This is a genomic window from Nocardia sp. NPDC006982, from assembly GCF_042869435.1.
Taxonomy (GTDB): Bacteria; Actinomycetota; Actinomycetes; order Mycobacteriales; family Mycobacteriaceae; genus Nocardia.
Genome location: NZ_JBIAFV010000003.1, coordinates 52370 through 76699, shown reverse-complemented (window position 1 = coordinate 76699; position 24330 = coordinate 52370). Strand labels below are relative to the sequence as shown.

Sequence of the window (24330 nt, the reverse complement as noted above, 5' to 3'; positions counted from 1 at the left end):
GCTTCCGTCCGTCTGATCTGGTGACACGGCATCAACCACCGACCAAGGAGATACCGATGCGGAAAATCACCGCCGGACTGTTCATCGCACTCGACGGCGTCGTCGACAACCCCCAGGATTGGCACTTCCCGTACTTCAACGAGGAGATGGCCACGGCTGTCGACAGCCAGCTCGGCGCGGCCGATACGCTGCTGCTGGGCCGCAAGACCTACGAGGGGTTCGCCGGGGCATGGCCGGAGCGGGAGGCCGCGGGCGATGTGGATGCCGAGATGGCCAAGAAGCTCGGCGACGCGCGCAAGATCGTGGTCACGCATCAGGATCTCACCTTCACGTGGCGCAATTCCGAAGTGCTGAAAGGTGATCTGGCGGAGGCCGTCGCGGCGCTGAAGGATGAGCCCGGCGACGCACCCATCGGCATCAGCGGATCGGTATCGATTGTCCGCCAACTGCTCGAGGTCGGGCTCTTGGACGAACTGCACCTGCTGGTGCACCCGATCGCGGTGCGCAAGGGCCTGCGATTGTTCGAGGAGACCGACACTGCGCTTCCGTTGCAACTGCTTTCGTCCAATACCTTCAAAACCGGTGTCGTCCACCTGGTGTACGCCAAGGCGGCGGCCGAAGGTACCGAAGGGTACGAGTACGCGAAGCAGTTCCTGCCTCAAGAGGATTGAGACCAGTCGGTCAGCACCTGCCGGCGCGCGGGATCGTCAGGGACCAAGCGGTTTCGGTGGGTATGGGCGTAGTGACCGTCAGGTTTGCGCCGTAGCCGACAAGGGTTTCCGGCAATGGTTCCGGCTCATGCTCCGATATTGCGAGATCGGTTGGTGTCCAAGTGATTTCGTGCATGATGATGGCAAATTGGCGGTCGTCGAGGATGACGTTGACCCGGATGTCCTCGGCGACCGCACGCTGGCGCATCGTGCGCAGTACCCGTTCTACGACTTCGAGCGCTGCGGATGCGAGAGCGGGATCGAGATCGTTGACCGGTCCGGCGAAGCCGACTTGGGACTGTGCGCCGAGTGCCTCGGCGGCCTCGCTGGCGAGTTCCATGATCTCCGTGCGGAATGGGGTCTCGTTTTCGACTTCCGAGGCGAGTTCCGCGACGGTGTCGCGGATGTGATCGATGACGGCATCGAGTTCTTGGACCGCGTCGTCGATGCGGGTGGTGACGGCCGGCACCCGGGCCAGGTGACGGATCCCGCTCAATCGCATCCCGATGCCGAACAGTTGATCGATCACCGTGCGGTGCAGTTCGTGAGCGATGCGGTCGCGTTCGTTGATGATCCGCAAGGCCCGTAGTTGCGTCTCGGCAAGCCGGAGGTTCACCAGATTGTCCACCCGTGCTCGGAGTTCGGCGACCTCGAAAGGCTTCCGCAGGTAGTCGTTGGCGCCGGCACGCAGCAGATCCAGCCGCGACCGCTCGTCTGCGCGAGCGCTGACGATGAGTACCGGGGTGTTGCGCAGCTCGTGGTCGGTGCGGATCTCGTGCAGAAGTTCGTCGCCGCTCATGCCCGGCATCATGAGGTCGCACACGATCAGATCCGGCTTGTGTGCTCGGGCCAGCCGCAGTCCCGTGCCGCCGTTGTCGGCGGCAGTGACCCGATAGGACTCGGAAAGCGCTTCCCGGATCAGGGCGTTGAGGTCGGCATTGTCCTCGACGACAATGACCGACGGTTTCGGTTCCGACTCATCCGATCCGGTATCCGAGTATGTGGTGGGTTCGCCGCTCTCGGGCGTCAGCTCGGCAATCAGCGCGTCGGCGGCGTTACCTGCCCGAATCGGTATGGGCTCGGTGGCCGAGCGGCGGACCGGGGTGCCCGGTGGGGCTGCTCGCGGCAGCTCGATCACGATCATCGCGCCGCCCTCCGGTGCGTCGGTGATAGTGATGTCACCGCGCTGTAGGCGCACCAGGTCACGGACGATGCTGAGGCCCAAACCCGTGCCGCCCACCTCGCGGGTCGCCGCGCCATCGACCTGACGGAACCGCTCTAAGACCGCGGTGCGGTGCGATGCCGGTATGCCTGGGCCGCTATCGGCGATCTCGATGACCACATTGTCATCGGCAGGGCGTACGGTGCAGCGGATCATGCCGCCTTCGGGGACGAATTTGAAGGCGTTGGACAGCAGATTCAGCAGAATGCGCTGCAGGTGTTCGGGATCGAGTGCGGCGGGGACGGGCTGCGGCGCGTCGAGGGCCAGGCGGATGCCGCGGTCGACCGCCATGGACTCGAAGAAGGCCGAGCTGAGCCGCACCTGCTCGGTGACATCGATCCAGGCGTACTCGGGTCGTATGGCGCCCGACTCCAGCTTCGAGGCGTCGAGCAGATCGTCGATCTGACGCTGCAGTATGCGCGCATTGCGCAGGATCAACTCGAGTTCGTCACGGTCGGCGGGCACGCACCGGTCGAGCAACTTCTGGGTCGGCGCCAAGATCAACATGAGCGGGGTTCGCAGCTCGTGGCTGATATTGGCGACGAACTGGCTCTTCAGTTCGTCCAGTTCCTTCGCGCGAGCGTACAACTGAGTCAGTTCGACATTGGCCTCCTTGAGCTGCCTGCTGGTTTCGGCGACCTCACGGACTCGGGCGAACACCTCCTGTTCCATTTCCTGGCTCGAAGCCCGCAGTGCGGCGGTTTCCTCTCGTTTCGCCGCGTCGGATGCTTCGAGGCGGACGAAATCGGTGACATCCTCGACGCGGTGGATGACATAGCGCAGCTCGCCGTCGGTACCGAGGACGGGGGAGTTGGTCGGACTCCAGAATCGCGGTTCGAAGGTGCCGTCGGGCTTGCGGATGTCGTAGCGCTGAACCGGCATCGCATCGGTGACCCGGTCCCGCAGCACCCGTTCCAGCGATACCCGCAGGTTACGGACACCCTCTGCCGACGAATCGTCCGGATTGTCCGGAAATGCCGTGAAAATATTCTTGCCGAGGAGGTCCTGTCGTTCGGTCATCGTCGCGGCGGCATATGCGTCGGTCACCGCGACAATGCACAGGTCGGCATCGAGTACCAGGTACAGACCTGGTGCGGACTCGAAAACGGCGCGGAAATCGATCTCCACGGACACACGTCGACTCTATCCCCACCGTGCGGCCACCGATATGAGCAGGTCAGGCCTGTACCGGCGCCTCGGACTCACCGGTCTCGACGACCGTTCGCCTGGGTCCGGTGAACCAGTGTCTGGCCGATGCGAGCCACCAGATACCGATCGCGCCCACCACGCCGACCAGGGTGATCGGTGCGTAATTGACGGTGTTCCAAGTGAATTCACTGTTCCACGGATAGCCGCGATCATCGGTCGGCAGGATGAACAACAGGCTGATCAGCACGATCCAGATCAGGGCGATGATGCCGACAGGTCGATACCAGGGACCGAGTTGCCAAGGGCCGGTGTGGAATCGGCCGCCGTGCAGTTGACGCAACAGGATCGGGATGCCGTAGGCGATGTAGAGGCCGATGGTGGCGACGGAGGTGGCCGCCGCGTAGGCGGTCGGCGCGTTCTCCGCGGGCACCAGCATCGACGGGATCAACAGCACGAACGAGAAGAACGAGATGAACAGCACCGCGTGCACCGGCACCTTGCGGGCCGATAGGCGCGACCAGTAGGCCGATCCCGGCACAGCGCCGTCTCGGGAGAAGGCGAACAGCATGCGTGAGGCCGAGGTGACCGAGGCATAGCCGCAGAACAGCTGCGCGATCGCGGCGATGATCAGCAGCAGCCCGGACCAGAACGAATTCAGCGAGTTTTCCAGGATATAGATCACCGGGTAGCCGCTGTTCTTCGTCGGATCGAGCGCGTCGTCGAGATTCGGAATGGCGAAGGTCACCGCCATGATGAGCAGATAACCGGCGACGGCCGAGACGACAATGGTATTGATGATGCCCTTGGCCGCTGTGCGCGCGGCATCGTGGGTCTCCTCCGACATATGCGCCGATGCGTCGTAGCCGGTGAATGTGTACTGCGCGTGCAGCAACCCGAGCAGAAAGCTGAACGCCACCCCGCCGAAGCCGACCGCGCTGTTGTCGACGGTTTCGGTGAAGACGAAGCCGACGCTCTGATGGTGGCTCGCGCCGAACCCGAGTACGACGACGAAGATCGCCACACCGCCGACATGCCACCAGGCGGAGATGTTGTTGATGACCGCGGACAGATGCGGGCCGATCGCATTCAGTACGGCGTGCAGGATCAGGATCGCGGTGAAGACCAAAAAGATTGCGGTGCGGTCGGTTCCGATATCGATGCCGATCACATTGAGCACCGCGGTGGTGAAGATGGCCGCGCCGTAGTCGATGGCGGCGGTCACCGCGATCTGGCCGATCAGGTTGAACCACCCGGTGAACCAGCCCCAGACCGGGCCGCCCAACTCGGATGCCCACCAGTACAGACCGCCGGAAGTCGGGTAGGCCGAGGCCAATTCGGCCATCGCCAGGCCCACGAACAACACCATGACCGAGACCAGCGGCCAGCCCCACGCCATGGTGATCGGGCCGCCGTTGGCCAGACCGATGCCATAACTGGCCAGTCCGCCGGTCAGGATGGAGACGATGGTGAAGCTGATGGCGAAGTTGGAGAATCCGGACCAGGATCTCGCCAGTTCCTGTTTGTAGCCGAGTTCGGCCAGGCGCCGTTCGTCATCGGATGGTGTGGTGGATTCGGTCATGATCGCTCCCGGGTGAAAACGCCGCCCTCATACAGCGTTTGCCAGAAGCTAAGTGTGAAGTGAGTGCTGGTCAATCGCAGGGAAATATGGAAACCGGGCCGTAATCTCTCGGCAATCGCGCATTCGGAGATTCGATCCGCGGCATCCGTGGTAGGCAAGACGGATGCGACCGATGCGCTCCTCCTATGACGTGGTGGTGGTCGGTGGTGGTCACAACGGGCTGGTGGCCGCCGCATACCTGGCGCGAGCCGGGCGTTCGGTGCTGGTGCTGGAGCGGCAGGAGCACACCGGCGGGGCCGCGGTTTCGGCGCGGGTGTTCCCGGGCGTCGATGCGCGATTGTCGCGGTATTCGTATCTGGTGAGCCTGCTGCCGCGGCGGATCGTCGAGGAACTCGGGCTGCGGTTCGCGACGCGGCGTCGGCGGATCTCGTCGTATACGCCGGTCGGGGACGGTGGACTGCTGATCGATACCGGTTCCGAGGCCAGAACCCGGGACAGCTTCGTGCGGCTCACCGGTTCGGACCGGGATTTCCGGGCGTGGCAGGAGTTCTACGGCGCGACCGGGCGGCTCGCGCAGCGGGTTTTTCCGACGCTGACGCAACCGTTGCCGACGCGGTTGGAGCTCGAGCGGGTTGTCGACGATCCCGCCACCTGGTCGGCGCTGTTCGAGCGGCCGCTGGGGGAGACGGTCGAGTCCACCTTTGCCGACGACACCGTGCGCGGGGTCGTGCTCACCGACGCACTCATCGGAACCTTCACCCATGCGCACGATCCTGAACTGCGCCAGAACCGGTGCTTCCTCTACCACGTGATCGGTGGCGGCACCGGCGACTGGGATGTGCCGATCGGCGGTATGGGCGCGCTCACCGACGCACTCGCCGACGCGGTTCGCGCCGCCGGTGCCGAGTTGATCACCGGCTGTGCCGTGACCGAGGTCGAATCCGACGATTTCACAGCGGAAGTGCGCTATGCGGACGGTGTGATCAGCGCGCGGCATGTGCTCATCAATGCGGCACCGCATGAGCTCGCACAGCTGCTGGGCATACCCGGGGAGCCGAAACCCGAAGGCTCCCAACTGAAAGTGAATATGGTGCTGCGGCGGTTACCTCGGTTGCGCGACGTTTCGGCAGATCCGCGCGAGGCATTCGCCGGGACATTTCATATCGCCGAATCGTATTCGCAACTGGAGCAGGCATATCGCGAGGCGTCCGGCGGACGTATCCCGTCGGCCCTGCCGTCGGAGATCTACTGTCACACCCTGACCGATCCCTCGATTCTCGCGCCCGGCTCCGATCTGCATACCCTCACGCTGTTCGGGTTACACACTCCGGCAAGGCTTTTCGAGTCCGATCCGGAGGCGGCGAAGGCGATGGCCGTGAAAGCCGCACTGGCCCAACTGGATGCGGTGCTCGCCGAACCGCTTGTCGATTGCCTCGCGCTCGACGAGGACGGTGCACCGTGTATCGAGGCCAAGTCACCGGTAGACCTGGAACGTGAGGTGGCCCTCCCCGGCGGGCATATCTTCCACCGGGACCTGGCCTTTCCTTATTGCTCCGACGAACCCGATACTCCGGCGGCTCGGTGGGGTGTGGCTACGGACGTGCCCAACGTCTTCATCTGCGGTGCGGGCGCGATTCGCGGCGGCGGTGTCAGCGGCATTCCCGGCCACAGTGCCGCCATGGCAGTTCTCGAAACGCGCTGATCACGAGTGGGTCACCAATGTGAGCGGCATCACAATGAAAATTGCGTCATGCAGATTTCGCATTACTGCCTTGCGCGGGATGGCTCGACACTGATGGGTCATGACGGTTTTCGCTGAGGATTTTACGTTTTGCCCATGGTGGAATTCGATTGTGGCATTCGAGTTTCCCGCGCAGGTTTCTACTGGATGGCGGCGAGATATATGAATCTGGCCAGTGTGATGCAAATCACATCATGATCAACTCGGGCATGACATTGATGGCAATCAATGAGCAAACATTAACGATTTGGTCACGAACCGCTTGCGTGCAGCGGTTTTAATAGGTCTGCTTCCGCAGTCCACCCCGTTAGGAACCAAAGCATGTTGATGAGGAAATTCGCCGCGACCTCGGCGCTGGTGATCGCGGCGCTCGGTGCCACGGCCGGGACCGTGAATGCCGCGCCCGAAACCGACAACGGCGCCGTGAACTACACGGCCACCGCGACTCCGTCCTCGACCATCATCAAGACCGATGCCGGTTCGCTTGTCGACGAAGGCGGTGTCTTCAAGATCAAGGCCGTCGACGGTACGACCCTCGCGGGCACCGAATTGTCCTTCCGGGTGGACGATTTCGTCTTCCCGATCGCGGCGGATATCCAGGATCACACCGCGACGCTGACTCCGCAGTTCGATATGGCCCACGCCGTGTACAAGCCGGTGGCGCTGCCGTTTGAGGACAAGGCCCCATGGAAGTCCGACTACGACCGTGAGCAGGCCGCCTGGAACCGCCTGACCAGTACCATCAGCATGGGCGCCACCATTGGCACCCTGGTCGGCGGCCTCGGCGGCGGCGCCATCGGCTGCGTCCTGGGCGGCATCGCGGGCGCGACCGTCGCCGCGGCCACCATTGTCGGCCTGTTCGGTCCCTTCATCCCCGCCGCCGCGGTCGGCTGCATCGGCGGCATCATCGCCGTCGGCGCGCTCGGCACCCTGGCCGGACAGATCTTCGTCACGGCTCCGGTCGCCATCGCCGCCGCGATCCAGTACTTCACCACGATCAACCAGCCCTTCACGGCACCGAAGTAAACCCGGCACACCGATCGGCGGGCGCTCGCACCGAGCGCCCGCCGATCTTTTTCTGTCGATCCCGAAGTTGCTGGTTTCATGGATCGACAACGACCGCTACCTCGAGGAGCCCGCGCCATGGAGCTGCGCCAATTGCGCTATTTCGTCACCGTGGCCGAGGAACTGCACTTCGGGCGCGCAGCTGAGCGACTGCATATCGCGCAACCAGCGGTGAGTCAGCAGGTGCAGCGGCTCGAGCGGGAATTGAAGGTGCAGTTGCTGGATCGGTCGCCGCGTCGGGTGCGGCTGACCGAGGCCGGGCAGCGGTTTCTGCCCGCGGCGCGCGGTGTGCTGATCGCGGCCGATCAGGCGCGGGCATCGGTGGCCGATCTGGCGGGTGCGCGGGCCGAGGTCTTCCGGCTCGGCACGGTCACCGGACTCGGCGCGCGGCTGGACGCCATCCTGGATGCCTTTGCCGAGCGTCTTCCGCAGATGCGGATCGAGTTGGTCACGCTGCCGGTGCGCGAGCGGTTGGCGCAGGTGGCCGACGGACGATTGGATGCGGCCTTCGTGCGTGCGCCCGCAGCCGACGACACTCCAGAGCTGGAGTATGTGCGCGCCTGGGACGACCCGCTCGTCGCGGTGCTTCCGGCCCGGCATCCGCTGGCCGCGCACGAGACGGTGCGGTTGGCCGATCTGGCCTCGGTGCCACTGCGGATGACCGAGCGGCGCAATCATCCGGCGCTGGTGGATCTGGTGCTGATGTCTTGTCAGCGTGCGGGTTTCGAGCCGGTTCCGGCCCCGACCGCCACGACGCTGCAGGACAATTTGGCCGCGATCGGCACCGCTGCCGCGATGTGGACGGTGATCTACGCGGCCAATGCCGACCAGGTGCACAATCCGCGAGTGGCCTTCCGCCCGTTCGCAGACGGCGGCCTGAGCCTGCCGATTGCCGTAGCCCTGCGAGCCGGGACCGATTCGCCGAGCTCGAAGCTATTGCGCGACCTTCTGGCGAGGTGACCGCGAACAATAAGCATTCGTTATCGCTGTGCGAACGAACTGGCCCTTGGTCGATGATCTTCGTTCGGGTGAACTGATAACAGGCCGCTGAGTAGCCAAGAACCACCGGATGCGGTCTGTCCCAACCCTTTTCAGTCAGGAGATCAGTCATGCCCATCGTCACCGTCCAGCAGGGTCCGCGCACCGTCGAACTCAAGCGGGACCTGGTCCGCCGGATCACCGACGCCTTCGTCGACGCTTACCAGATCCCGGCCGAAACCGTGCAGGTGTGGATCCACGAGACCCCCGCCGACAGTTGGGGCGCGGCCGGACAGCTGACCGCCGATAAGAAATAGCCGACCGCGGGATGCCGAAGCCCGACCGATACCGTCGCGATCATGCCGATCAAAGCATGACAAGCGCTGGCTACCGGTCGGGCCGGTGGTCCTGGTGTTGCTATCAGCGGTCGCGTAATACCACCGGGGATACAGCGCACCGCACGCATCCGTCACTGCCTTGCGAGCGAGGCGGCGTTGGTGGTCGTCGTCTCCGTTATTGCTGTCTTCGCCGATGCGCTCGGTGCCATCCGTATCGTCCTGCTGGCCGTGGCGGCACCGGCCATGGGCGTCCAGTCCGCCGCAGTTCTCGTTATTGATCGCGGATCGTGGACCACGGCTCGGGCGAACCCTGATCCAGCGGCTAGGGAACGGCGACGGTTTCGTCGCAGCTGTCGGGTGGGTCGACCAATCCGCATTCGACCGGTGGGCGGGTCGGTCGGTAGCTGGTGGGGACGCCGCCGGATTGGATGATGCCGCGGTAGGCGTCGACTGCGTCGGTGGGATTGCGGGTCAGGGTGGGATCGGTGCGGACGTCGACGGTGTAGAGGCCGAAACGTGGTGTGTAGCTGCCCCATTCGTAGTTGTCGGTCAGGCTCCAGTAGTTGTAGCCGACGACGTTCATGCCGTCGGCCTTGGCGCGCTGGATCCAGTAGACGGTGTCGCGGAGGTGGTCGGAGCGGGTGTAGCCGTCGGCGCGCGGTTTGCCGTCCTCGGTGGGCATGCCGTTCTCCACGACATACAGTGGGCGGTCGGGAAACAACTGCGCGTAATGGCGCAGGGCGTAGTAGATGCCTTCGGTGTGAATCGGGAGTTCCCAGATCGCCGGACCCTCGTTCGAACCACCCTGGACCGCTTTGTTCGTTTCCGGCAGGGGCGCGAAATAGTAGTCGACGCCGATGAAATCGAGCTTATCGGCGATCCGGTCCACAAGCGGCTGATTCACCTCGGTCTCGGCGCCTGCGACATAGCCGAGATTACTGGTGACCTGTGCGTCGGGCAGGTTCTGATGGATGGTGTCATAGATCGCGTTGTGCGCCTGGGCGATTCGGTCCAGCATCGCGGGCGCCTCGTCCGGCGTGATCGCACCGATGCGCAGTTCGGTGCCGATGTAGGCGGCGGGCTCGTTGAAGGTGACCCACAGCGGATTGCGAGAGGCATAGCGGTTCACCACCTTTCGCGTATTGGCCAGCCAATACTCGACCATGCCCGGATTGCGCCAGCCGCCGCGATCGGCGGCCCAGTCGGGATACACCCAATGGTCCAGGGTGAGCATCGGCCGCATACCGGCCGCGAGGATGCGCGCGATCACATTGTCGTAGAAGCCGAATGCCGCCTCGTCCCAGGTATCGGGTTGTGGCTGTACCCGCGCCCATTCGATGCCGATCCGATACACCCGGACCCCGAGATGCGCGGCGAGGTTGATGTCGGAGATGTAGCGTTTGTAGAAGTCGACCGAATTCTCGTAGTCGTCGCCGGCCTTGCCGGTTTCGATGTAGCGGGTCCAATTGCTTTCCGGCGCACGGCCTTCGGATTGGAAGCCCGATGATGCGACGCCCCATAGGAATTCCCGGCCGAACGGTGCGATGGTGGCCTGTGCGGTCGGCATGGCGAGGCTCTGCAGCAGTAGCGCGCTCGCGATGATCGCGAGCCCGACCAGGGCGCGGCGGCGCATCGGTGTTCGCATCGTGCTCCTGTCCCCATCCGGCACTGTTGGTCGTGCGTCACCCGGTGGGGCATTGCCCCGGTCGGTGATCCTTCATCGTAACTGGCTGATTGCTGAAACCTGGGCAGTTGGTCGGTGTGTCGCGATTGCAGTCGAAAGACCTGGAATTTCGTCTCGATTGCTATCTATTCGCGCTGTCAGCTCACCCGCCCGCCGATGCGGCGGGTGAGATCGTCAGCGGTGGACCGCACCTGGGCGGCGAGACCGGACCAATCGGCGGCACACGGGATCTGCTCGCAATGGTGCCGCAGCGTCACGCTGATCGCCGCGATCGGCCGATGGTCGTGATCGAACGCCGGATAGGCGACCGAGGCGAATCCGGCGGTGACATGTCCGTCCTCGCTCGCCCAGCCGCGCCGACGCTCGGCGGCCAAGATGGTGCGCAGCGCCGCGAGGCTGGTCGGCCCGCGATCGGTGCGGCGTACGAAGGCCGCCGACGACGGGAACAGCGCACGCACATGGGCAGCGGGCAGATGCGCCAGGATCGCCCGGCCCGATGCGGTCAACTGTGCGGGCAGGCGGACGCCGACATCGGTCACCAGCGTTTCAGGGCGTGCCGGGCGTTCTTTGATCAGATACAGCAGTTCATTGCCGTGCAGGACCCCGAGGTGCGCGTTGTGCCCGACCCGTCCGGCCAACTCGCGCAGCAACGGTCCGGCCACCCGCTCCAGCGGATCGTGCCGCAGATAGGCCGAACCGAGTTCGAAGGCGGCGATACCGAGGCCGTAGCGCCGTTCGGCGGGCAGCCGGGTGACGAAGCGGGCCTGCTCCAACTCGGCGAGCAGGTGATAGGTGGTCGAGCGGGGGATGTCGAGCGCGCGCGCGATCGTGGATGCGGAGACCGGCCCGGCCCGGGTCGCCATCAGCTGCAGCACGGCCAGGCCGCGCCGCAGCGCCGGAATGTCGCTGCTCGCTCCCATACCACTTCCTCCCGAGCCGATTGGGCACAGTGTCTCGGATACCAGACACAACCTGGTTCAGCCTCATTCTCCACCCGCCCTGGTGGCGGTGGAATGGGTCTATGCCGGATACCACGCAGTTACCGCCCGTGGAGCTGGACGGGCCGCTGACCGTCGAACGCATCGTCGCCGTTGCCCGCGACGGCGCGGAAGTTCGATTCAGCGAGGCCGCTGAGAAGCGGCTGACCGACGCACGCCGGCATGTCGACGCGCTGGCGGCGGGCACGGTCCCGACCTACGGCGTCTCCACCGGCTTCGGTGCACTGGCCACCCGGCACATTCCGCCGGAGAGCCGGGCCGCGCTACAGCGGTCGCTGATCCGCTCGCACGCGGCAGGCGCAGGTGCCGCGGTCGAGACAGAGGTAGTGCGCGCCATGATGCTGCTGCGGCTGCGCACGCTGGCCACTGGGCATACCGGTGTGCGACCGGAGACGGCACTCACCTTGGCTGCCTTGATCAATGCGGGCATTACGCCGGTGGTGCACGAGTTCGGATCGCTGGGCTGCTCCGGCGATCTCGCGCCACTGGCCGCGGTCGCGTTGGCGCTGATGGGGGAGGGCGAGGTCACGGATCCCGCTGGAGACGTGGTTACAGCGGCGGAAGCCTTGCGCGCCAAGGGAATCAAGCCGGTGACCCTTGCCGAGAAGGAAGGCCTCGCGCTGACCAACGGCACGGACGGCATGCTCGGCATGCTGGCGCTCGCGATCAATGACCTGCGCCAACTGCTCGACGTCGCCGATATCACCGCCGCCATGAGTGTCGAGGCACTGCTCGGCACCGACCGGGTCTTCGCCGATGATCTGCAGGCGCTGCGCCCGCATCCCGGCCAAGCCCTCTCGGCGCGGCGCATGGCGGCCGCGCTCGCGGGATCGGAAATCGTTGCCAGCCACCGGGGTCCGGACTGCAACCGGGTGCAGGACGCGTATTCGTTGCGTTGCGCACCACAGGTGCACGGTGCCGCCCGCGACACCCTCGCGCACGCCGAACTGGTCGCTGAGCGCGAAATGGCCTCGGCGATCGACAATCCCGTCGTGCTCGCCGATGGCAGGCTGGAATCCAACGGCAACTTCCATGGTGCTCCGGTGGCGTATGTCCTGGACTTCCTGGCCATTCCGGTCGCTGATGTCGCCAGCATGGCCGAGCGGCGCACCGACCGGATGCTGGATGTCGCACGCTCGCACGGCCTTCCGGCCTTCCTCGCAGCCGATCCGGGTGTCGATTCCGGCCATATGATCGCGCAGTACACCCAAGCGGGAATCGTCAGCGAGCTCAAGCGCCTCGCGATGCCGGCCTCGGTGGATTCGATTCCGAGCAGCGCGATGCAGGAAGACCATGTGTCGATGGGCTGGTCGGCCGCGCGCAAGTTGCGCAGGGCCGTCGACGGTCTGGCCACCGTGCTCGCCATCGAATATCTCACGGCTGCAAGGGCATTGGACTTACGGGCCCCGCTGCGTCCTGGCCCGGCAACCGCGGCGGCCCTCGCCCTGCTTCGCACCGAGGTCGACGGCCCGGGACCGGACCGACACCTCGCCCCGGAAATCGCCGCCGCGGCGGAACTGGTCCGTTCCGGCGAACTGCTGGGCGCGGTCACACCCCACCTCGGCACCTCAGGAAAGTGAGCTCCCTTGACAACACCCGAAGAAATCCGATTCCCGCACGGCGAATCAGGCTCGCGCACATGGTCATACGAGATCACCAGTAGCCATGCGGCATCGACCTGCGGGGCGGACGGGAAATTCGTTGATATGGAGGCAATCCGATGACACGGACAGTGCGCGCGGCACGTGGCACGCAACTGACGGCCAAGAACTGGCAGACCGAGGGCGCACTCCGGATGCTGCAGAACAATCTCGACCCCGAGGTCGCGGAGCGCCCGCAGGACCTGGTCGTGTACGGCGGTACCGGTAAGGCGGCGCGGAACTGGGCAAGTTTCGATGCGATCACCCGCACGCTCACCACACTCGAGGCCGATGAGACCCTGCTGGTCCAGTCGGGTAAGCCCGTCGGCGTATTCCGGACGCATGAATGGGCGCCGCGGGTACTGATCGCCAATTCGAATCTGGTGGGGGACTGGGCGACCTGGCCCGAGTTCCGCAGACTGGAATCGCTCGGCCTCACCATGTACGGGCAGATGACCGCGGGTTCGTGGATCTACATCGGCACCCAGGGCATTCTGCAGGGAACCTACGAGACCTTCGCAGCGGTGGCGGATAAGCGTTTCGGCGGCACGCTCGCCGGAACTCTCACGCTCACAGCGGGTTTGGGCGGCATGGGTGGTGCACAGCCGCTGGCCGTCACCATGAACGGCGGTGTCGCCCTGGTCGTCGAATGCGATCCTGCGCGTGCCGAGCGCCGGGTGCACGACCGCTATCTCGACGAGATCGCCACTGATTTCGATGATGCGGTGCGTCGGGTCTCGAAGGCGCGCAAGGAGCGAAAGGCATTGTCGGTCGGTCTGATCGGCAATGCCTGCGAGGTGCTGCCGAGGCTGTTGGCGGCAGGAGTCGAGATCGACATCGTCACCGACCAGACCTCGGCGCACGACCCCCTCGCATACCTGCCGCGTGGTGTCGCACTCGAAGACTGGGCCGATTACGCCGCGAAGAAGCCTGACGAATTCACCGACCGCTCGCGCGAATCCATGGCCGAACACGTCGATGCGATGCTCGGTTTCCTCGATCGCGGTGCCGAGGTCTTCGACTACGGCAATTCACTGCGCGGCGAGGCGAAACTCGGTGGTTGCGAGCGGGCCTTCGACTTCCCGGGATTCGTGCCCGCCTACATCCGGCCGCTGTTCTGCGAGGGCAAGGGGCCATTCCGCTGGGCCGCGCTGTCCGGCGATCCGGCGGATATCGCCGCGACCGATCGCGCCATGCTGGAACTGTTCCCGGAGAACGAATCCCTGCGCCGCTGGATCACGATGGCCGGGGAACGCGTCGCCTACCAAGGACTTCCGGCCCGCATCTGCTGGCTCGGCTACGGTGAACGGCACCTGGCCGGACTCCGCTTCAACGAGATGGTCGCCAATGGCGAGTTGCAGGCTCCGGTGGTGATCGGCCGTGACCACCTCGACTCCGGCAGCGTCGCCTCGCCGTATCGCGAAACCGAGGCCATGGCCGACGGGTCCGATGCCATTGCCGACTGGCCGCTGCTCAACGCACTGGTCAACACCGCTTCGGGCGCCAGTTGGGTGTCGATCCACCACGGTGGTGGCGTCGGCATGGGCCGGTCCATCCACGCCGGACAGGTCTGTGTCGCCGACGGAACCGCGCTGGCCGGGCAGAAGATCGAGCGCGTGCTCACCAATGACCCCGGTATGGGCGTGATTCGGCATGTGGATGCCGGGTACGAGCGGGCCGGCGCGGTCGCCGAGGAGCGTGGCGTGCGAATCCCGATGCAGGAGAACAAGTGACAGCCAACGGACTGCTCGCCGAAATTGCCGATGTGGGCCGGGATACGCAGCACGGCGGATACTCCCGACACGCCTTCGACCGTGCCGAACTGGAATTGCGTGACTGGTTCATCGAGCAGGCGGCCCGGCGCGGTCTGGATGTGACAACCGACCGCAACGGGAACATCTGGGCGTGGTGGGGGAGGCCCGGTTCCGGTGCGGTGGTCACTGGGAGTCATCTGGACTCGGTGCCCGGCGGCGGTGCGTTCGACGGCCCGCTCGGAGTGACGAGCGCACTCGCCGCGGTGGATATCTTGCGCGCCGAGGGTTTCACTCCCGCGAAGCCGCTTGCGCTATTGGTGTTCGCGGAGGAGGAGGGCGGACGTTTCGGGGTGCCGTGTCTGGGATCCAGACTGCTCACCGGTGCCATCGACGCCGACCGTGCTCGCGGACTGCGGGACGCCGCCGGGATCACCTTCGCCGAGGCGGCGGCCAAAGCGGGGCAGGACCTGGAGCGCTTCGGCGCTGATCCCGAAGCTCTCGCCAGTATCGGCTGCTTCGTCGAATTGCATGTCGAACAGGGACGCGGGCTGATCGACCTGGACAGCGCGGTCGCCACCGGTAGCAGCATCATCGCGCACGGCCGCTACCGGTTCTCCTTCATCGGACAGGGCAACCACGCGGGCGCGACCCGCATGCCCGACCGCCACGATCCGATGCTGCCCGCGGCCGCCGTGATCGCGGCTGCCCGCCGGGTAGCCGCGGCCACCGACGATGCCAGAGCAACCGTCGGCAAGCTGATACCCACACCGGGCGGCACGAATGTCATTGCCTCGACGGTGGATCTGTGGCTGGATGCGCGCGTCGCCGGAGACGGACGCACCGCCGCATTGGTCGAGGATATCGCCGGATTCGCACGCGAGGCAGCGGCCGCCGAGGGCTGCGAGGTCACCGTGTCCGAGGAATCGTATTCGGACGACGTCGTTTTCGACGAGACGTTGCGGGGCCGAATGGACGCGGTACTCGGCGGCGTGCCCGCCCTACCGACCGGCGCCGGACACGATGCGGGCATTCTGGCGGCGCACGTGCCTTCCGGCATGCTCTATGTCCGCAACCCGACCGGCATCAGCCATGCGCCGCAGGAATATTCTGAACCCGCGGATGTGGACTTCGGTGCCGCGAGCCTGGCTCGTGTGCTCGAGGACTTGGCGAAATGAGCGCTGACCACTGGACACAGGTGCAGGTGTCGGATCGGCGTGACCGGATTCCGATGTGCGGGAGTTCGGCCGAATGAGCGTCTATTGGGCCGAATATGCCTGGCTACCGGACGGATTGGCCGAACGGGTGACGATCGATGTCGCCGGATCGACAATCCGCTCGGTGGTACGGGAAACCGAGCCGAATGGAAATGTGTTGCACGGCTTGACCGTTCCTGGTTTCGCGAATGCGCACTCACACGCTTTCCATCGCGCCTTGCGTGGACGTACCCACCATGGCCGGGGCTCGTTCTGGACGTGGCGCGAACGGATGTACGCGGTCGCAGATCGCCTGGATCCCGACTCCTATTACCGGCTCGCGCGGGGGGTGTACGCGGAGATGGTGCTCGCCGGATACACCAGCGTCGGTGAGTTCCACTATCTGCATCACGCGCCCGGCGGTGTGGCCTATACCGATCCGAATGCGATGAGTGCGGCCCTGGTCGCGGCGGCACAGGACGCTGGAATACGGCTTACCCTGCTCGATACCTGTTATCTCAGTGGCGGATTCGGTCAGCCTCCCGACGAGCACCAGCGTCGCTTCAGTGACGGTGATGCGGCTGCCTGGGCCGAGCGCGCGGCCGCGTTCAAACCGGAGTCGGAACTGGTGCGCACCGGTGTGGCCGCACATTCGGTGCGCGCGGTGCCTCCGCAAGCACTGGCCGTGGTCGCTCAACAGGCCGAAGGTCGGCCGGTGCACGTCCACCTGTCCGAACAACCCGCCGAGAATCGTGATTGCCTTGCTGCACACGGGCTTACGCCGACCGCGCTGTTGGCGGATAGCGGGTTGCTCGGGCCGGATACGGTGGCCGTGCATGCCACTCATATGAGCACCGCCGATATTCAGATGCTGGCCGAGGCAAGGTCGCGGGCATGCTTCTGCCCGACCACCGAACGCGACCTCGGCGACGGCATCGGTCCCGCCCGCGAACTTCTCGACGCCGGAGTCCGGCTGTGCCTCGGCACCGACAGTCACGCGGTCGTGGACGGCTTCGAGGAGTGGCGTGCGCTGGAGTTGAACGAACGTCTCGCCTCTCACACGCGCGGACGATTCGAGATTGCGGAGTTGTTCGGTGCGGCAACAGATCACGCATCCATCGGCTGGCCGGAAGCAGGTCGCATCGAAGCGGGTGCGGCGGCCGATCTGGTCACCGTCGAGCTCGAATCGATCCGGACCGCGGGCAGCGAACCCGCGGCCGCACTGTTCGCCGCTTCGGCAACCGATATCCGCGAGGTGCTGATCGGCGGGCGGCAGGTGGTCTCCGAGGGCCGCCATGTACTAGTGCAACACCCCGAAATTGTGCTGCGAGACGAGATTCGGGCCTTGTTCCACCGTGATCGCTCGCCGCAATGACCAGTATCCGCACCCACAGAAAGGGCACCGTGTCGACTCTGATCACAGGAATCGGTGAGCTGACGACCAACGCACCGGACGGCCCGTTGCACGATGCCGCAGTGGTGCTCGACGATGAACGCTTCGCCTGGATCGGCCCGGCGAGCTCCGCACCCGCCGCCGATGATCGGGTCGATATCGGCGGCCGCGCCGCGCTACCTGGCTGGGTCGACAGCCACACCCACTTGGTCTTCGCCGGTGATCGCACCGCCGAATTCGAGGCCAGAATGGCCGGTCAGCCCTACCGTGCCGGTGGTATCGCAACGACTGTCGCCGCCACCAGAAGCGCCTCGGACGACCAGCTTTCGGCCAACCTGCGTCGCCACGTCACCGAGGCCTACCGCCAGGGGACGACGTGCCTGGAGACCAAGACCGGATACGGCCTGAGCGTGCCCGACGAGGCACGCTCGGCCAGCATCGCCGCCGCCATCGTCGACGAGGTGACTTACCTCGGCGCACACCTGGTGCCGCCCGGTGCCGATGCCGAAACCTACGTGGACCTGGTCTGTGGCGATATGCTCGACGCGGTCGCACCGCATGTGCGCTGGGCCGATGTCTTCTGCGAGACAGGCGCTTTCGACGAGAACCAGTCCGATCGCGTCCTGCGGGCCGCCGCCGCACGCGGCCTCGGTCTACGCGTGCACGGCAACCAATTGGGCACCGGCCCCGGCGTGCAACTGGCCGTCCGCCACGGCGCGGCCAGCGTGGATCACTGCACCTACCTCACCGACGCCGATATCGAGGCCCTTGCCGCGTCGGACACCGTCGCCACCGTCCTGCCCGCCTGCGACCTGTCCACCCGTCAACCCCTCGCTCCCGCCCGCGCACTGCTCGACGCGGGCGCGACCGTCGCCCTGGCCACCAATGCCAATCCGGGCAGTTCCTACACCACATCGATGGCCTATTGCGTCACTACGGCCGTACTCCAGATGGGCCTCTCGATCGCCGAAGCGGTGTACGCGGCCACCGCTGCGGGCGCGAAAGCATTGCGCCGCAACGATGTCGGAGTCATCGAGGTGGGCGCCCGAGCCGATCTTCAGGTGCTCGACGCTCCCTCGGTCACCCATATTGCCTACCGTCCGGGCGTCCCTCTGACGCTGGCCGTCTGGCGTTCGGGCCAACGCATACCAATGGCTGAATGGCCGGGTGCCGCGGGATGACCCGGTGCGGCCTATGAGTTTTCGAGCGAGCGTAGCGCGGCATCCACGAGAGTCGTTGCGGTGCCGGCACATACCTCGACGGCCGCATCGGGCTCGAGCCCGCGCACATCGATCAGTACGATGAAGGCCTCCCAACCCACCACGAGCGCGATACTCGACACGAGATCGTCGAACTGCCGCTGGGACATGCGGTCACGCAATGGTTCGAGCGCCCATTCGATCCAACGCACCCGGCGATGCCCACGTCGTGGTGCGTCCTCCGTGGGCGGGTCGACGGTGAGCTTCACCAACCGCCGTCCCATCGGCAGCAGCTCGGTGATCTCCGCGCCCATCGCTCGCACCAGTTCGGCGATACGCACGCGCGGGTCCGCGGAATGGATATTCGTCAGCGCCTCGTCGGTATTCGCGCTGAGCAGGCCGATGGTGGCGTCGAGCATCAACTGGTCGAGAGTGGGGAAATGCAGGTAGACGGTGCGTCTGGACACGTCCGCAGCGGCGGCGATGTCGTTGACCGAGGGTTCGATGCCGCGGTTCAGCAGTGTCATGGAGGCGTCGACGATGGCTTTGCGGGTGCGTCGGCGCTGGGCGACGCGGCCCGAAGTGAGCTGGGCGGTTTCCTCGACCTGGGTGGTCTCGCTGACCCGGGCGCGGTGCTCGGTCATTCGCTGCGTGTCCTCCGCGTGACATCTTGACAGTGTTACCTCGGCCAAAACTATACTAAGTTGCACTTATTGCACAGGAGTGCATTTAGTATCGGGAGGAACTAAATGACTATCGGGGATCTTGTGTCTGCGCTGGAGCAGGTGTTATGAGCCGCCGGGCGACCGAGCCGCCGGGTTGTGATACCCACGACATGGTGCTGGTGCACCGGGTGTTCCGACGCGAATTCCGTTTGCTGGCAGACATTGTCGAGGCGACCTCGCCCATGGATGCCGAACAGGTAGCGCGGGTGAGCGCACATGCGCGCGAGATGCTCGCCGCCCTGCATCATCATCACAGCAATGAGGACGAGCTGGTTTGGCCGAAACTGCGTTGGGCGGAGTTGGATTCGACGCTGATCGATCTTATGCGGACCCAGCACGAAGAGGTCGATGCGCTCATGCGCCGCGTCGATTCCGAATTGTCCGAGTGGGAACATCAGGGCGGTGCGGAAACGGCGGATCTGCTGGTCGAGGGGCTACGTAGACTACATGAGGCGCTCACCGAACATCTTCGCCTCGAGGAAGATTCGGTACTGCCGATGGTGGCCGAGACCTTGACCGAGTCGGAGTGGGCCGAACTCGGCAAGCGCGGTATGGCGTCGTTTTCGAAGGGGCGGGCCCTGGCATTCCTCGGTCATATCGCCGAGGAGGCCGATGAGCGCGAGTGGTCGGAATTCGCCGGACATATCCCGGCTCCGGTCCGGCTGCTGTATCGAGTATTCGGCCGCCGTGGCTACGCCAGGGAGACCGCTCTGCTGCGCCGCGATCTGCGCTCAGTCGGAAAGGTTGTCAAGTAAGGGAACTCAGCGCGCGGGGAAGCGGATGATCCGATCGTCACCGGCACGGACGTCACCGCGGCCGTCCGTGTTGGAGGTGGTCAGCCACAGTGCACCGTCCGGGGCAATTGCCACCGTGCGCAGGCGGCCCAGGTCGGGCACTTGGGCCTGCGGTGTGCCCAGTGTGCCGTCGTGCAGTGGAACCGTCCACAATCGCTCGCCGCGCAGCGCCGCGACATAGAGGGTGTCGCCGGAGATGGCAATGCCGGACGGCGATGCCTCCGAAGGTTTCCAAATGACTTCGGGGTCGGTGAATCCCCGATCGGTGCCGCCTTTGCCTTCGACGATGGGCCAGCCGTAGTTGCGACCCGGCTCGATCAGATTGATCTCGTCGAAGGCGTTCTGGCCGAACTCCGCGGCGAAGAATCTGCCTGCCCGATCCCAAGCCAGACCTTGTACATTGCGATGCCCCAGGCTGTAAACCGGCGAACCGGACGTCGGATTGCCCGGTGCCGCAGCGCCATCGGGTGTCAGCCGCAGGATCTTGCCATTGGGGCTCGCCGGATCCTGAGAGCTGGCGCCCTGCCCCGCATCTCCGGTTCCGACATACAGCATGCCGTCGGGCCCGAACGCGATCCGGCCGCCATTGTGGTTCCCGGCCTTGGCAATAGCGGCGAAGATGACCTCTGGCTGCCCATCGAGCCGGAATCGCACGATCCGATTGTCCTCGGCAGCGGTGAAATACGCATAGACATACCGTGTTTCGGCATAATCCGCAGCGACGGCAAGTCCGAGCAGACCGCCCTCGCCGCGCGCGACCACATTCGGAACCTGGTACACCTGCTCGGGCTCGCGGCCAGACACCACCCGCATGATTCGGCCGGTATCCCGCTCCGCGACCAGGGCCCCGCCTTCGGGCAGGAAGGCCAGTCCCCACGGCACATTGATGCCGTGCACGATTTCCTCCCCCGCGGCCAGATCCGGCACACCCGACGGCGTGCTGGGCGCGGTGCTCGTGACAATGTCCGGCCCGGCGCCGGAATCGCTGCCGCATCCGGCCACCGCGCCGATCATCAGCACGGCGATCGCGAATCCGATGAATTTCCGCATGCGTATCCCTCCGACTGATCGTTCGGCGGTGCTGTCTCGATCGTGCCTGCTTACATGCTGGTCTGCCATACGCCGTGACGTCACGGCTACTGTCGAGGGCGGGATCCACGGGAGGGAAGATCAATGCAGATCGCCATCGTCGTCTATCCGGGTATGACCGCGCTCGATGTGATCGGGCCTTACGAGGTGCTGCGGATGCTGCCGGGTGCGCGGCTGCGTTTCGTCTGGCACGAGCCGGGACCGATCACCACCGACAGCGGTGTGCTGCTGCTCGGCGCGACGCACTCCCTCGATGAGACGCCATCGCCCGATATTGTGCTCATCGGCGGCTCGGGTCCGGCGACCGCGGCCACGGCGGCCGACGAAAAGCTGCTCGCCTGGCTGCGTCAGGTGCACGAGACCTCGACCTGGACCACCTCGGTGTGCACCGGATCGGTGATCCTCGCCGCCGCCGGGATTCTGAAGGGTAAGCCCGCGACATCGCATTGGGCCGGTTTGCCGATGCTGAAGGCGCTCGGTGCCGAACCACGCGCCGAGGAACGAATCGTGCGCGACGGCAAGATCGTCACCGCCGCGGGCGTCTCGGCCGGAATCGACCTCGGGCTGTGGCTGGTGGGTGAGATCGCTGGCAAGGACCAGGCCGAGGCGATCCAATTGATGATCGAATACGATCCCCAGCCGCCTTTCGACAGCGGCCATATGAGCAAGGCGAGTTCGGCGACGCGGCGCAAGGTGACCGGGCTCGTTGGTCGGGAGGGTGTCGATCTGCTCACTGCCGATCCGCGTGCCGTGGTCCGGGAGGCAAGTGCCATCGCGAATCTGTCCTGGGCTGCGGCCATCGAGCGAGCTCGCGCGCGTCGACGGTTCGGCAAGCGTTAGTTGCTGCCCGCGATCAGCACCGCGACAAGGGCGATCGCTCCGGGCAGCGCTTGGACGAACAGGATCCGACGGTTCGCGGTCGCCGCACCGTAGATCCCTGCGACGACAACGCATGCGGTGAAGAAGATCATCGCGGCGAATCCGACCGGGTCCGAGGCGATGATGCCCCAGATCAGACCGGCCGCCAGGAAGCCGTTGTAGAGGCCCTGGTTGGCGGCCAGAACCTTGGTCTGCGCGGCGAATTCGGCGGTGCTGCCGAAGGACGCGCGGACCCGCGGCGTGGTCCACAGGAACATCTCCATGACCAGGATGTAGATGTGCAGCAACGCCACCAGGCCGACCAGCACCTCGGCTACTACGCGCATTCGAATGATCCCTTCACACGGATACAGCTCATTGTCGGTCCACAGGATGAACGATCGGTGTCGCAAGCGTCGGAAGGCGCGCCCGACGCAGCACGCCCGTCAGTTCTTGTGCAGGGTGCCGGTGACATCGCCCAGCACACCGCTGAAGCCGCCGCTGAAGCTGTAGGTGACCGAACCGTCCGGCTGCAGGATGACCTTCGAGGTCGACCCTTCGTCCATGCACCCACTCGCGCCACCGCTGAGCCGTGCCACGAAGGTGAGCTGGGTGTCGGTGGCATTGGTCAGACGTTCGGCGCGTTCGCACCGGCTGCGCGATGCCTGGCCGGTATTGGCCGAGGTGGCGATCTCCTCACCGATTTTCCCGTCGTGGATGGTCAACTCGATATCGAAGGTGGCGAGCGCATCCCGTGCCGTGCCGGTCCACTTACCGACGAACGCTTCGGGTGTCGCCGAATCCGTGGCCGCTGCCGACGTGCTTGTCGCGGAGGTCGGCGTCGTCGCGGTGGTCGTCGGAGCGACGGAGGTGACCACCGCCGAAGTGCCTACTGTCGCGGCGGAATCGGAGGACTTGTCGGTCAGCTGCGTGCCGATGAGGAATGCGCCGCCCGCGACGATGAGACCGACCACCACGGCCGCGACGATCCATGCGGTCCGACGTGAACGACTTTTCGGCGCAGTCGGCGGGTAATAGTAGGCGGGTTGTGGCCCCGACTGGTCCTGCGCGGGCGGATACGGCGCGTACACACGGCTCGAATTGGCTTGCGGCCCAGGGGGTCCGGATTGCCATGCGGTATTTCCGGATTGCCAAGCCACCGTATCGGCCGCAGGCCGGGACAGCGTGTGCGGCGGTGTGTGCGGACCCGGATTCGATTGCGGCAACGGCCGCGAAATCGTCGCCGCCGACCGCGCCGGATCCGGTCCGACCGCCTCGACCGGCCCGGATTCCAGATCGAGCAGCGCAACCGCCCGCCTGCTCACCTCTTCGAGCACCGGCGCGGGCAGCCAGCCGCCGCGTTCCGGAACCCCGAGTTCGGCAAGCTGATCGAGCAACTGCTGCGGTGTCGGGCGCGCCGCCACATCCTTGTTCAGGCACGCCGCGATGAGCGGTCGCAGCCGGTCCGGCACGGCCGTCAGCCGCGGCTCCTCGTACACCACCCGATACAGCATCTGCACGGTCTCGCCTGCACCGAAGGGCCCCTGCCCGGTCGCGGCGTAGACGAGCACGCCGCCGAGAGCGAATACATCACCTTCGGGTCCCATGGTCGGTCCGACCACCTGCTCCGGACACATGAATCCCGGTGAGCCGATGACATTTCCGGTGGTCGTCAATGCGCTGTCCTCGGCGCCGCGCGCGATGCCGAAGTCGATCACCTTCGGACCGTCCACGGCCAGCAGCACATTGGACGGTTTCAGATCGCGATGCACGATCCCCGCACCGTGCACGGCGATCAATGCCTCGGCCAGACCGTGCGCGAGCACCAGCAGCGTGTTCTCGCTGAACGTGCCGAACTGCTCGACCGCATCGGTCAACGAGAAGCCGGCCACGTAGCCGGTCGCCAGCCACGGCGGCGTCGAATCCACATCCGCGTCGAGCACCGGCGCGGTGAACTTCCCGCCGACCCGCCGCGCCGCGGTGACCTCGCGCCGGAACCGCTCCCGGAACTCGTTGCCGATCAGATCCGGCCGGATCACCTTCACCGCGACGGTGCGCCCACCCGCGCTGCGACCGAGGTACACCCGGCCCATACCGCCCGCACCGAGCAGGCCGAGTAACCGGTAGTCCCCGATCCGCGTGGGATCGTCTGTGCCGAGCGGTCGCATCGCGAACTGGGGTCCTCTCACCTGACGTCGAACACGCAAAGGCTACCCAGGCC

20 protein-coding genes are annotated in these 24330 nt (G+C 65.6%); 12 read left to right on the top strand and 8 right to left on the bottom strand.

All coding sequences use genetic code 11. From position 1 onward, the window contains the following. Positions 1-56 precede the first annotated feature (56 nt). Positions 57-671 carry a dihydrofolate reductase family protein gene (locus ACFYOW_RS13575; protein ID WP_387287658.1) on the top strand — a complete coding sequence of 205 codons (615 nt, stop codon included), beginning with the start codon at positions 57-59 and terminating at the stop codon, positions 669-671. A 10-nt stretch (positions 672-681) separates the two neighbouring features. Here ACFYOW_RS13575 and ACFYOW_RS13570 read toward each other — a convergent pair whose 3' ends face one another. Together ACFYOW_RS13570 and ACFYOW_RS13565 are read right to left on the bottom strand one after the other, a co-directional pair. Beyond that, on the bottom strand, positions 682-3066 hold the full coding sequence (locus tag ACFYOW_RS13570; RefSeq protein WP_387287656.1) for a response regulator: 2385 nt from the start codon (positions 3064-3066) through the stop codon (positions 682-684). Between the two features lie 43 nt (positions 3067-3109). Continuing rightward, entirely contained in the window at positions 3110-4660 is a 1551-nt protein-coding gene (locus ACFYOW_RS13565; RefSeq protein WP_387287654.1) for an amino acid permease, read from the bottom strand. A 172-nt stretch (positions 4661-4832) separates the two neighbouring features. On the opposite strand from ACFYOW_RS13565, the gene ACFYOW_RS13560 reads away from it, so the two are divergent. The 4 genes from ACFYOW_RS13560 to dmpI all read left to right on the top strand — a co-directional run bounded on the left by ACFYOW_RS13560 (position 4833) and on the right by dmpI (position 8761). Next, a complete protein-coding gene (locus ACFYOW_RS13560) occupies positions 4833-6362 on the top strand; it encodes a phytoene desaturase family protein (protein WP_387287652.1) in 1530 nt (509 codons plus the stop codon). A 360-nt stretch (positions 6363-6722) separates the two neighbouring features. Then, positions 6723-7427 (top strand): hypothetical protein, encoded by a 705-nt coding sequence (locus ACFYOW_RS13555; protein ID WP_387287650.1) that lies wholly within the window; start codon positions 6723-6725, stop codon positions 7425-7427. A 117-nt stretch (positions 7428-7544) separates the two neighbouring features. Further along, positions 7545-8426, top strand: coding sequence for a LysR substrate-binding domain-containing protein (locus ACFYOW_RS13550; RefSeq protein ID WP_387287648.1), 882 nt, complete (start codon positions 7545-7547; stop codon positions 8424-8426). A gap of 149 nt (positions 8427-8575) precedes the next feature. Beyond that, positions 8576-8761, top strand: coding sequence for a 4-oxalocrotonate tautomerase DmpI (dmpI, locus tag ACFYOW_RS13545; protein ID WP_040689632.1), 186 nt, complete (start codon positions 8576-8578; stop codon positions 8759-8761). A gap of 343 nt (positions 8762-9104) precedes the next feature. Here the strand turns inward: dmpI and ACFYOW_RS13540 are convergent, their stop codons facing one another. Further along, positions 9105-10427, bottom strand: coding sequence for a family 1 glycosylhydrolase (locus ACFYOW_RS13540; RefSeq protein ID WP_387287646.1), 1323 nt, complete (start codon positions 10425-10427; stop codon positions 9105-9107). A gap of 176 nt (positions 10428-10603) precedes the next feature. After that, positions 10604-11386, bottom strand: a complete 783-nt coding sequence (locus ACFYOW_RS13535) for an IclR family transcriptional regulator (RefSeq protein WP_387287644.1) — start codon at positions 11384-11386, stop codon at positions 10604-10606. 101 nt (positions 11387-11487) lie between these two features. Here ACFYOW_RS13535 and hutH point away from each other — a divergent pair, with 101 nt between their 5' ends. The 5 genes from hutH to hutI all read left to right on the top strand — a co-directional run bounded on the left by hutH (position 11488) and on the right by hutI (position 18625). Then, positions 11488-13044: a histidine ammonia-lyase gene (hutH, locus tag ACFYOW_RS13530; RefSeq protein WP_387287642.1), complete on the top strand. Its 1557-nt coding sequence runs from the start codon at positions 11488-11490 to the stop codon at positions 13042-13044. A gap of 140 nt (positions 13045-13184) precedes the next feature. Next, positions 13185-14837, top strand: coding sequence for a urocanate hydratase (gene hutU, locus ACFYOW_RS13525; RefSeq protein WP_387287640.1), 1653 nt, complete (start codon positions 13185-13187; stop codon positions 14835-14837). Then, on the top strand, positions 14834-16033 hold the full coding sequence (locus ACFYOW_RS13520) for an allantoate amidohydrolase (protein ID WP_387287638.1): 1200 nt from the start codon (positions 14834-14836) through the stop codon (positions 16031-16033). The genes hutU and ACFYOW_RS13520 overlap by 4 nt, the downstream gene beginning before the upstream one ends. Before the next feature lie 73 nt (positions 16034-16106). Beyond that, complete coding sequence (locus ACFYOW_RS13515) at positions 16107-17426, top strand: formimidoylglutamate deiminase (protein WP_387287636.1); 1320 nt, start codon at positions 16107-16109, stop codon at positions 17424-17426. Positions 17427-17455: 29 nt separating this feature from the next. After that, positions 17456-18625 (top strand): imidazolonepropionase, encoded by a 1170-nt coding sequence (gene hutI / locus ACFYOW_RS13510; protein WP_387287634.1) that lies wholly within the window; start codon positions 17456-17458, stop codon positions 18623-18625. A gap of 11 nt (positions 18626-18636) precedes the next feature. On the opposite strand, the gene ACFYOW_RS13505 is transcribed toward hutI, so the two are convergent. Beyond that, a complete protein-coding gene (locus ACFYOW_RS13505) occupies positions 18637-19287 on the bottom strand; it encodes a TetR/AcrR family transcriptional regulator (protein WP_387287632.1) in 651 nt (216 codons plus the stop codon). A 146-nt stretch (positions 19288-19433) separates the two neighbouring features. On the opposite strand from ACFYOW_RS13505, the gene ACFYOW_RS13500 reads away from it, so the two are divergent. After that, positions 19434-20123, top strand: coding sequence for a hemerythrin domain-containing protein (locus ACFYOW_RS13500; protein WP_387287631.1), 690 nt, complete (start codon positions 19434-19436; stop codon positions 20121-20123). Between the two features lie 6 nt (positions 20124-20129). Here the strand turns inward: ACFYOW_RS13500 and ACFYOW_RS13495 are convergent, their stop codons facing one another. After that, complete coding sequence (locus ACFYOW_RS13495) at positions 20130-21212, bottom strand: PQQ-dependent sugar dehydrogenase (protein WP_387287629.1); 1083 nt, start codon at positions 21210-21212, stop codon at positions 20130-20132. 123 nt (positions 21213-21335) lie between these two features. Here ACFYOW_RS13495 and ACFYOW_RS13490 point away from each other — a divergent pair, with 123 nt between their 5' ends. Then, positions 21336-22091 carry a DJ-1/PfpI family protein gene (locus ACFYOW_RS13490; RefSeq protein WP_387287627.1) on the top strand — a complete coding sequence of 252 codons (756 nt, stop codon included), beginning with the start codon at positions 21336-21338 and terminating at the stop codon, positions 22089-22091. Here ACFYOW_RS13490 and ACFYOW_RS13485 read toward each other — a convergent pair. Both ACFYOW_RS13485 and ACFYOW_RS13480 read right to left on the bottom strand, forming a co-directional pair. Next, complete coding sequence (locus ACFYOW_RS13485) at positions 22088-22456, bottom strand: DUF1304 domain-containing protein (protein ID WP_387287625.1); 369 nt, start codon at positions 22454-22456, stop codon at positions 22088-22090. The two genes, ACFYOW_RS13490 and ACFYOW_RS13485, sit on opposite strands and share 4 nt — an antisense overlap. Before the next feature lie 99 nt (positions 22457-22555). After that, a complete protein-coding gene (locus ACFYOW_RS13480; RefSeq protein ID WP_387287623.1) occupies positions 22556-24277 on the bottom strand; it encodes a protein kinase in 1722 nt (573 codons plus the stop codon). Positions 24278-24330: the final 53 nt, after the last annotated feature.

Bases quoted from the DNA above. Each gene is read 5' to 3' on its own strand.
- ACFYOW_RS13575 (WP_387287658.1), top strand. From the start codon at position 57: ATGCGGAAAATCACCGCCGGACTGTTCATCGCACTCGACGGCGTCGTC.
- ACFYOW_RS13495 (WP_387287629.1), bottom strand. From the start codon at position 21,212: ATGCGGAAATTCATCGGATTCGCGATCGCCGTGCTGATGATCGGCGCG.
- ACFYOW_RS13540 (WP_387287646.1), bottom strand. From the start codon at position 10,427: ATGCGAACACCGATGCGCCGCCGCGCCCTGGTCGGGCTCGCGATCATC.
- ACFYOW_RS13560 (WP_387287652.1), top strand. From the start codon at position 4,833: ATGCGCTCCTCCTATGACGTGGTGGTGGTCGGTGGTGGTCACAACGGG.
- ACFYOW_RS13490 (WP_387287627.1), top strand. From the start codon at position 21,336: ATGCAGATCGCCATCGTCGTCTATCCGGGTATGACCGCGCTCGATGTG.
- ACFYOW_RS13485 (WP_387287625.1), bottom strand. From the start codon at position 22,456: ATGCGCGTAGTAGCCGAGGTGCTGGTCGGCCTGGTGGCGTTGCTGCAC.
- ACFYOW_RS13535 (WP_387287644.1), bottom strand. From the start codon at position 11,386: ATGGGAGCGAGCAGCGACATTCCGGCGCTGCGGCGCGGCCTGGCCGTG.
- dmpI (WP_040689632.1), top strand. From the start codon at position 8,576: ATGCCCATCGTCACCGTCCAGCAGGGTCCGCGCACCGTCGAACTCAAG.
- ACFYOW_RS13555 (WP_387287650.1), top strand. From the start codon at position 6,723: ATGTTGATGAGGAAATTCGCCGCGACCTCGGCGCTGGTGATCGCGGCG.
- ACFYOW_RS13565 (WP_387287654.1), bottom strand. From the start codon at position 4,660: ATGACCGAATCCACCACACCATCCGATGACGAACGGCGCCTGGCCGAA.
- hutH (WP_387287642.1), top strand. From the start codon at position 11,488: ATGCCGGATACCACGCAGTTACCGCCCGTGGAGCTGGACGGGCCGCTG.
- ACFYOW_RS13515 (WP_387287636.1), top strand. From the start codon at position 16,107: ATGAGCGTCTATTGGGCCGAATATGCCTGGCTACCGGACGGATTGGCC.
- ACFYOW_RS13480 (WP_387287623.1), bottom strand. From the start codon at position 24,277: ATGCGACCGCTCGGCACAGACGATCCCACGCGGATCGGGGACTACCGG.
- ACFYOW_RS13550 (WP_387287648.1), top strand. From the start codon at position 7,545: ATGGAGCTGCGCCAATTGCGCTATTTCGTCACCGTGGCCGAGGAACTG.
- ACFYOW_RS13500 (WP_387287631.1), top strand. From the start codon at position 19,434: ATGAGCCGCCGGGCGACCGAGCCGCCGGGTTGTGATACCCACGACATG.
- hutU (WP_387287640.1), top strand. From the start codon at position 13,185: ATGACACGGACAGTGCGCGCGGCACGTGGCACGCAACTGACGGCCAAG.
- ACFYOW_RS13505 (WP_387287632.1), bottom strand. From the start codon at position 19,287: ATGACCGAGCACCGCGCCCGGGTCAGCGAGACCACCCAGGTCGAGGAA.